The organism is Corallococcus llansteffanensis (genome assembly GCF_003612055.1).
Taxonomy (GTDB): domain Bacteria; phylum Myxococcota; class Myxococcia; order Myxococcales; family Myxococcaceae; genus Corallococcus; species Corallococcus llansteffanensis.
This window is the reverse complement of sequence record NZ_RAWB01000437.1, coordinates 1-8531: the sequence shown is the minus strand read 5'-3', so window position 1 is coordinate 8531 and position 8531 is coordinate 1. Positions and strand designations below refer to the sequence as shown.

Sequence of the window (8531 nt, the reverse complement as noted above, 5' to 3'; positions counted from 1 at the left end):
CCACAGGAGGCTCCTCCCAATCCCCTGCGTGCCGCGCGGGAGGAGCTCCGGCTCCAGGGACAGGTGGTCACCCTGCCTCCGGATGATGCGCGGGTCGTCCTGGGCAACGAAAACGGCCGGCTCGTCCACCGTGGCACCGTCGCGGTGCGTGGCCCCTGCGCACCGTCACGCGAGGAAGTCCTCGGACTCGGTCTGACCGAGCCCCACGCATGCGCGTTGGAGTTCGTCCTCGCGTGGTTCGGCAGCCCGTTCGACGCCGTGGCCTGGGACTCCCAGTCCGGAGGCGAGCTGCGCTGGGGCGCGTGGCCGCTGTCAGGGCCCACGCTCATCACCGCGCTGGCCCACTGGAAGCGGCGTGAGCCCGCGGCGTTCGAGGCACGGCTGGGCCGGCTGGGAATCGACGTCACCCCGGAGCATCCACCCGAGCCCGCGGCGCTGCGCCTGCAGGGCCTGCGGAGCGCACCTCCCACCGAGGGGTGCGAAGCGCTGGCCCTGCTCGGGGAGGATCCGCGACTCGTGGCGGCGCTGGCCCAGGCCGGACGGGAGCGCGGAGCACAGCTCGCGCAGCTCGAGTCCCTCCTCGCGCAGGTGCTGCGCCCCCTGCTGGCCTCCGGTGCGCCGGGGGCGGCTCCCATGGATGCGACAGGCGGGCCCTTCTCGACAGCGCGCGCGCTGGCCCTGCTGTTCCACGCGGAGCTGCGGCTCGGCCGCCGGGGCGTCACGCGGCTCATGGCGCACGCACGCGAACGGGCCGGACAGCCCGCTTCGGGTGAGCACGCGGGCGAGCTCTTCGCGGAAAGTCTGCGCGCCGCCGGACGCGGTCGCGAGGCCGCCGAGGTCTGGCGCATCCTGGCCTCTCCCGAGCTCGCGGACGCTCCCTGAACCGCACCGCGAGGAACACCATGCGGACGCCACTTCAACCCGGGAGCCATGTCCTGCTTGTCATCTCCGAGCCGGGAGCCGCCGCCATGCCGGAGGCGCGAAACTCCGTCCTGGCCGGGGAGCTGATCATCGACGGGCAGCGCTACCACCTGGTGCCGGCGTCCTTCCCGGAGCCGAAGCAGGAGCCGAAGTCGGAGCCCACGTCCGACCTGCGGCTGCTCACCGCGCGCGAGCGGCAGGTCGTCTCCTGCGTCTGCGCGGGCCTGGGCAACAAGCAGATCGCCGCGAAGCTGGGCATCAGCACGTGGACCGTGGCGGCCCACCTGCGGCGGATCTTCGTGAAGCTCGGGGTGGACACCCGGGCGGCCATGGTCTCGCGCTGCTACGGCGTGCCGCACCCCTGAAGCGCAGCGGCCCTCAGCCGCGCGCCAGCCGGGGCACGCTCCGCCGCAAGCCCAGCACGAACGCCAGGTTGGCCTGCGGCTGCCGCATGAGCTGCACTCGCGAGAGGGGAGCAATCAGCAGCGGCGTCATCCCGGGGCCGTGTCCCGCCACCTGGCTGTCCGAGTGCACCACCACCCCCACGGTGACGGTGCCCGGCCGCCGCGAGGCGCCGAAGCGGTAGTCCAGCGGGCACACCGCCACCAGGTCCCCCAGCCGGAGCGAACCCAGCCGGAAGCGCCGCACCAGCCCCGGATCCGACAGCTGGATGTCCAGGTCTCCGAGCACACCCTCGGGGCGCCCCATGCCCGAACCCATCAGCTCCGCGGGCACCGTGTGCGTGACGGGGATGAGCAGCCGCCCCCGGGCCGTCCGCAAGCCCCAGCGCCGCAGCAGCCGGGGCGACAGGTTCTGCACGCGCACCTCCGGGAAGTCCGGCAGCTCCAGCCCCTGCCCATACGCGTCCAGCTGCACCCGGTCCCCGATGAGCAGCCGCCGCTTCACGTCGGGCGTGAAGTCCACGATGACGTGGTTGATGCCCCCGTGCTTGCCCACCACCGTGCCCTCGGCGCCCGCGATGGGGCCCGTCGTCACGCGCGCCCGGTTGCCCACGCAGGCGTAGAACATCAGCGCCTGGTTGGGGCCGTTGCGCGGGCCCACCACCTCGCGGCCGTTGTTGTGCAACGACACGCCCGCCTCCATGTGGTCCGCCGCGAGCCCCACCGCGGGGTCTCCCACGCGCCGGTTGAGCACGATGCCGCCGCTGCCGGGCACCAGCCGCAGCGTCCCGTCCCGGCCGATGCGGTAGGGCGACGCGCGCACGATGGGATGGGACACCTGCCCCCCCACGGACACGGCGACGAGCCGCGCCTCGTTGGTGCGCGGCGCCGTGGCCGCACGCGTGCCGCGCTCCATCGCGAATGTCTGCTCGACGTCCACGCCCACGTCCGTGTCCATGGCGGCCCCCGTCCCTTCAGCGCATCGCCGCGGCGCTGGGGATGTTGAGCGTCCGGCGCAGGGTGGGCGTCACGCCGGTGAAGGTGCGGCCCTCGGGCGACATCCGGTACGCGGCGATCCACTCCTCGGCCACCGGGCCCAGCGGCATCACCTCCGTCTGGAAGTCCTTGAAGTCTCGCGTCTTGAACGGGTTGTCCGCGATGAAGTTGAGCAGCAGCCGTCCGGCGTCCGCCATCTTCGAGCGCTGGGAGATCTCTCCCGTGCCGCCCAGGTAGCGCTGCGATACCGCCTCGATGACGTCCCACTTCGTATTGGCGTCGAAGGCCTTCTTGATGTCGGGCGTCTCCAGCGCGTCGAGGATGGACTTGAGGTACTCGCCCACCTCCACCGTGAGCGCCAGGATGTTGCCGTAGGTGGCGCGGTCGATCTGCCAGCGGATGTCCGTGCCCAGCCGCTGGATGGTGGCCTGGCTCGCGAAGGGCCGCTCGTTCAGGTGCTGCGAGCCGCGGATGACCTCGCCAATCAGCAGGTCGCGGAAGTACTGCGCGATGGCCGACACGAAGGCGACGAACTCGCGGTGGAAGTTGCGGAACATCACCGCGCCCGGCGGCGGCGCCAGCTGCCCGTAGTTGAACGCGCGCCGGTACGCCAGCTGCCGGTCCCGGGGCTTGTAGCGGAGCGGCTCGTGCTTCTCCATCAGGTACAGCGCCCGCGCGCCGGGCCCGCGCTGGATGCGCATGCGCCCGTCATGGAAGAGCCGCCGCAGCGCGCCCGCCACCTGGAACACCTTCATCCGGTCGTGCTGGTAGATGTAATAGAGCTCCGCGGTCGCGTGGAGCTGCGTCTCGATGACCGACTCGTCGAAGTCCTGGACGAGCATCGGCCGGCTGATGGAGTCGAAGGACGGTGCTCCCTCCTTGCCCAACCCCATCAGGTCCGAGAAGAGCGACGCCGTCGAGCCATCCGAGGCGCTCGCCAGCAGCTCTCCCTCCCGGAGCGCGAGCTGCTTCTGCAGCTCCGCGCGCTCGACATCCGAAGCGACGTTGGCGAGGACCTCTCGCTTCCACTGCGAGAAGAGACGTTGCAGGGCTTCTGCCGTACCGATGCTCATGGCATGCCACCTGGTTCAATCAAGGTGAGAGGATTGGGTTTGCGGTCCTGGGACACGCGCTCAGGTCTTTCGCGGATGGCGGACGTGGCGGCGGGAGTGGTGCTCCTTGGAGATCCCGTTGATCGCCTGCGGGGTGTCGTCCGTGGCGGGCACGCCCTTGCCGGCCAGCAGCCGCTCCACGGCCTTGAGCTGATCCGCGAACGCCTGCTCCAGCTGCCGGGCCAGCTCCGGCCCCTGGGCCTCCAGCCGCTGCTCCAGCTCCGTCATGATCTGCGCCCGGTTCTGCCGGATGAGCGCTGACACCTCATCCAGGTTGGGCGCGGTCCCATCGGTCACCGCGGGCCCCGAGGCCCTCGGCGGTCCGGCCTTGGAGGGCGTGGTCTGGGGGCCGGTCGTCACCTGGGTACCCACTCCGACCAGGAAGTGACGCTCCAGCCGGTCCAGCGAGACGCGCTCCGGCGGCGGCGGCTGGTACTCCTCGCCGGTGTTGCAGTGCGCGTCGTCCTGGATGCCGAACTTGCGGCGCCGGTCCGCTTCGATGTCCTCGGTCCGCTCCGCGGAGCCCTGGGTCAGGCTCTTCGCCAGCTCCAGCGCATCCTCCTCCAGCCCGCACTGCTCCCGGAGGAACACCGGCTCCAGTTTGAAGACCGTCGTCTCCACATCGTCCAACTGCCGGAGCATCTCTTTGTGCAGCTGCACGCGGTCGTCGCCGGGCTCCGTCGCCTCGTCGTAGTCCAGCAGGTACAGGTCGATGATGCGGTCGGTGTGGTAGAGCTTGCGGTCGAGCCGCGCCATCTCCTCCCAGAACTCGTCGGTGGTCGTCGGATCCATCTGCAGCTCATCCAGGTCCTGCTGGACCAGCGCCCGGTCGCTGAAGAGTTTATTGAGCGCCTGCTCCTTGCCGTCCTGCTCGCGGAAGGCCAGCGGCGCGGGGAGCACCAGGTTGAGCAGCCGGGCCCCCGCGTTGGGCCGCTCGAAGGCGTTGATGAAGAGCGTGAGGTTTTCCGTGAAGCTCACCAGGGGCGCGGTGGCGCCCAGCCCACGGACGCTTTGGGAGCCTACGGAGGTGTCCATCAGGCCCGCCGCCGCGTCACGCAGTCGCCGCAGCTGGAGCAGCTCCATGGGCACCGTGGAGGCCATGCTCCGCAGGCCCTGCGACTGCATCCGGGGGACGTGGTTCAGGAGCACGTCCAGCAGCCGCGACATCGCCTCCGGCCGGACGATGGCGCGCAGGTCCGCGTGGCCCTTCGCGTGCAGCCGCTCCCGCAGCCTGCCGTACGACGCGGGCCCATCCCCCCAGTCGTCGGCTCCGTCCTGGCCGCCCTGGCCGGTGGACGTGAGCTGTTCCAGCGAGTGGATGAGCGCCTCGCGGCGCTGGCGCAGCTCCGTGAGCGCGACCTGGAACACGTTGCCGCCCCGGTCGAAGCCCGCGCGGAAGAGCGCCTCTCCCGCCAGCACCCGCAGGAGCATGGAGGACTCGTCCAGCGTGGACGCGAGCCGGCCGAACTCCGGGCTCACCGTGGGGTTGATCATCCCCACCATGCGCCCCACCCGCGCGCAGTCGCCCAGCTTGCGCACCGAGTAGAACGTCCGGTCGCGCGCCACCGGATCCACCGCCTGGTTCGCCGCGACCTCGCCTTCGTCCACCTCCGCGAGGATGGAGTCGCGCCACCCGCTCACCAGCGCCTTGAAGTCGCGGTTCGAGGCGAGCTCCACCGCGAGCTCCAGGTCCTCCGCCAGCGCCTCGCGCTGCTCCCGGAAGCGCCGCAGGGCCGGCGAGTCCATGGCGGCGGACATCATCCCCACGGCGGGCTCGGGCGTGGCCTGGACGCGGATGGCCTGGCCCCGGCTCTCGTCATCCAGCCTCGCGGCCGTCGTCGGATAGAGCTTGCGCAGCGCGTTCACCACCGACTTGGGGTCGCGCGCGTCGGTGACCCCGAGCTGCCGGCGCAGGAACTCGTCGAACTTCGTCTTCGCGGTCGACGTCAGCTCCATGGAAGCCGCGGGGATCCGCCCCTTCGTGTTCTCGTACATCGTCCCTCCTTGAGGTCGTGTCATGCGGCCAGCGTGACGCTCGCGCCTGGCGTCCGCGCATCCCGCGCGCCAAGCCTCACCAGATGATTGAGCACCGTCCGTGAGATCTGCTCGGGTGGGGCCAGCCTCCGCTCAAGCGCCTCTCGGCTGGCGCTCACCGCGTAGCGGGGAGGCAGCCCCGTGGGCAGGCTCCCCCGCGCCAGGGACTCGGCGGCCTGAAGGATCCGCTCCTGATCCGCCGGCCCGAAGGGCACCACGTCCACCAGCGCGCGCTGCGCGAGCCCCCGGCGCGTCTGGAAGGCCAGCTCGTCCACCACGTGCGGGATGAGCCGGGACGCCGTGCGCAGCAGCACCCCCGGGATGCGCGCCCCGGGCAGTCGCGCGCGGTACAGCCGGTACCAGTTGTCGCGCACGTCATGCGCCTGCCGCGCGAAGCCCATGCGCCGGAGCATCTCCGCCTGGATGAGCACGCGCAGGTACGGCGTGGGGTGGGCGCTCAGCGGATGGAACGTCAGCACGCGCGAAGGCGGGTACGCGAGGAAGTCCTTCATCGAGTGCACCGACGCGGGCCCGCCCAGCAGGCACGCGATGAGATCCGCGAAGATCTCCTTGTGCCAGCGCCCCCACAGGCGCGTGAGCCACGGGTTGCCCGTGACGCCCTGGACGCGCCGCTGGAGGGCCTGCTCCGTCTCCTGCCAGATGCCCAGGTCCGCCTGCAGGTTGTGACCGATCTCGTGGAGGATGACGCCCATGCCCCAGGGCGCCTCCACGCGCTCGTAGGGCACGCGGATGAGCGGGAACGGGTTGCGCTCCCCGAGCAGCCGGCGCAACAACACGCCCCGCCGGAAGGTGGCCGGGGAGAAGCCGTGCTCCAGGTAGGTGAGCGGCTTGAGCATCGGGCCGGCCAGCAGCCCCGGTGCGGCCCGCCGGATGGCCTGGAAGCAGTCCACCGCGATGACGTCGCACGCCGCCAGCGCCGGGGCGAACCGCGTGCCCCGCTGGCTGAAGACGTCGAAGAAGAGGCCGTAGGCGCGGCGGGCGCGGTCGATCTCCCGCTCCACCAGTGCGTTGCGCTCCAGCACCTCCTGCGGCCGGGGAGGGGAACCCTGGAGCCGGCCGTTCAGGCGCGCGACGGCCCTGCGCACGCCCTGGTCGATCTCCGCCAGCCGCATGTTGGCCGCGGCGAAGTGCGCGGCGGAGGGCGCATAGGGGACGTCGCGTGGCCGGATCCCCACGTCCTGCGGGGTGAGGCGTGACAGCCTCCCCGCGCGGAACGTGATGCTCTGGACCTTGGCCCGCAGGAACTGCTGAAGCGCGTCCGCCATGTGCCCTCCCTCCCCGCCGACTCGCTGAGACTCACCTCACGACGATGCGCACCGGGCCCCGGAGCACGATGGTCCGAGGCCAGCGCTGGCCTCGCCGTCCAATCACGGTGGTCATCCGGGGGCGGGTGCCGATGCCGGTGCCGATGCCGGTGCCGATGCCGGTGCCGATGCCGGTTCCGGGACGGCGGATCCCCGCGCTCACCCGGAGCTGCCGCGCGGCGGGGGTCGGCCGGGCCAGCCTGCGCACCGCGCGCGGACTGGCGGCCACCCGGCCGCCGATGCGGCGGATCATCCGCGGCACCGCCTGAGGGCTGGCGCCCTGCTGGCGCACCTGGCGCGTCACCTGGCGGACGATGCGCGTCACCGCCGGCAGCGCCCGCGCGCCGAACTGGCGGGTGAGTCTGCGGGCCACTTGCGACGTCATCTGGCCCACGGCCCGCCCCAACGCCCGTGCCTGCTGGGGCTGCTGGCGGCGGCGCGCGGGAGGAATCGTCGCGCGGACCACGTGGCGCCCCGCGAGCCCACCCAGCACCCGCGTGAACGCCTCCATGTCGTCATCACTGGCGTAGTCCGCCGCGGCATCCGCGAAGCCGTCCATGGCATCCGCGCCGAGCAGCCCCGACACGACCGGGCCCACCGTCTGCAGCAGCCGCCCGAGGAAGGGCAGGGCGCGCTGGCCAACGTTCGGAAGCGCCGGCTTGGCCCTCCTGAGGGCGCCGGTCAGGGTGCGCATGAACTCGTCCTCGTCCTGGGCGGCCATGGCTTCGGCGAAGGCATCGTCCAGCGCGTCGGCCCCCTGGGCCTCGAAGCCTTCACCCTCGAAGCCCTCGGCCTCGAAGCCTTCACCCTCCATGCCCTCGGCCTCGAAGCCCTCGCCCTCGAAGCCTTCACCCTCCATGCCCTCGGCCTCGAAGCCTTCACCCTCGAAGCCCTCGCCCTCCATGCCCTCGGCCTCGAAGCCTTCGCCCTCCATGCCCTCGGCCTCGAAGCCTTCACCCTCGAAGCCCTCCTCGCCCTCGGCCATCAGGTCGGACAGCTCATCGGCCTGGCCAGAAAACTCCTCCTCGAAAGGCTGCTGCATGGGTACTCCTCCTTGTCCTGAAGACGTCATGAATGTGTGGGATGGGTTGCCCTAGGCGCGCGCCGGACGGAGGCGCACGGCGCTGACGGCGGAGACGGGGATTCGGCGCAGCAGCTGCTGCCGTGCCCGCACCCGCTGCGCCGCCACGCGCGGGGCGACGACGCCGAACCCGGGGGCCCGGGCCACGCGCGTGAGCACCCGCCGGCTGGCGCCCCGCACCACCCGGGGCAGGGCGCCGAGGGCTTCGCCGGGCTCCCGGCGGTTCAGGTTCCTGGCCGCGAGCCAGGCGATGGCGCGCAGCACGCGCAGGCGTCTTCCCACGCTGCCCGGCACCCGCCGGGCCACCTGCATCAGGTACCGCTCCAGCCTCTGCGTGCGTGCGTGCAAGACGCGCTGGGCGGCGGCGCCGCGTGCCGTGCCCAGGGGGACCGCCTGCCGGCTCACCACGCGTGCCGCGAGGCCCGCACCCAGCGGAAGCGCCACGGCGGGAGGCACCTGCAACGCGTCCGTCATGTCCGCGAGCGCATCCAGCGAAGCGTCGTCGTCCGCGCCATCGCCGCGCAGCAACGAGGACGCCAGCCTTCCTCCCGCGCCAGGGATGAGTCCGCCCACGGCCCCCGCGAGCGCGCCGCGCACCCCACGGCCCTCCATCAGCCCCTGGGCGGCGCCGATGCCCGCGGAGAGGACCCGCCCCCAGGGG

General features: G+C 72.2%; 7 protein-coding genes and 1 pseudogene. 2 read left to right on the top strand and 6 right to left on the bottom strand.

All coding sequences use genetic code 11. The features are described from left to right. On the top strand, nt 1-882 hold an 882-nt coding region (locus D7V93_RS31060), incomplete at its 5' end, for a hypothetical protein (RefSeq protein ID WP_341870974.1). A gap of 86 nt (nt 883-968) precedes the next feature. Continuing rightward, on the top strand, nt 969-1286 hold the full coding sequence (locus D7V93_RS31055; protein WP_244237625.1) for a response regulator transcription factor: 318 nt from the start codon (nt 969-971) through the stop codon (nt 1284-1286). A gap of 13 nt (nt 1287-1299) precedes the next feature. On the opposite strand, the gene D7V93_RS31050 is transcribed toward D7V93_RS31055, so the two are convergent. From D7V93_RS31050 to D7V93_RS31030, 6 genes and pseudogenes are all read right to left on the bottom strand, one after another. Further along, a complete protein-coding gene (locus D7V93_RS31050) occupies nt 1300-2280 on the bottom strand; it encodes a DUF4438 domain-containing protein (RefSeq protein WP_244237624.1) in 981 nt (326 codons plus the stop codon). 16 nt (nt 2281-2296) lie between these two features. Then, nucleotides 2297-3391 (bottom strand): hypothetical protein, encoded by a 1095-nt coding sequence (locus D7V93_RS31045; RefSeq protein WP_120646825.1) that lies wholly within the window; start codon nt 3389-3391, stop codon nt 2297-2299. A gap of 60 nt (nt 3392-3451) precedes the next feature. Next, complete coding sequence (locus tag D7V93_RS45315; RefSeq protein WP_158623902.1) at nt 3452-5425, bottom strand: hypothetical protein; 1974 nt, start codon at nt 5423-5425, stop codon at nt 3452-3454. 20 nt (nt 5426-5445) lie between these two features. Continuing rightward, complete coding sequence (locus tag D7V93_RS31040) at nt 5446-6750, bottom strand: hypothetical protein (RefSeq protein WP_120646824.1); 1305 nt, start codon at nt 6748-6750, stop codon at nt 5446-5448. Nucleotides 6751-6781: 31 nt separating this feature from the next. Continuing rightward, on the bottom strand, nt 6782-7831 hold the full coding sequence (locus D7V93_RS31035; RefSeq protein ID WP_120646823.1) for a hypothetical protein: 1050 nt from the start codon (nt 7829-7831) through the stop codon (nt 6782-6784). A 51-nt stretch (nt 7832-7882) separates the two neighbouring features. Continuing rightward, a pseudogene (locus tag D7V93_RS31030) lies at nt 7883-8531 on the bottom strand (hypothetical protein); the annotation flags it as partial.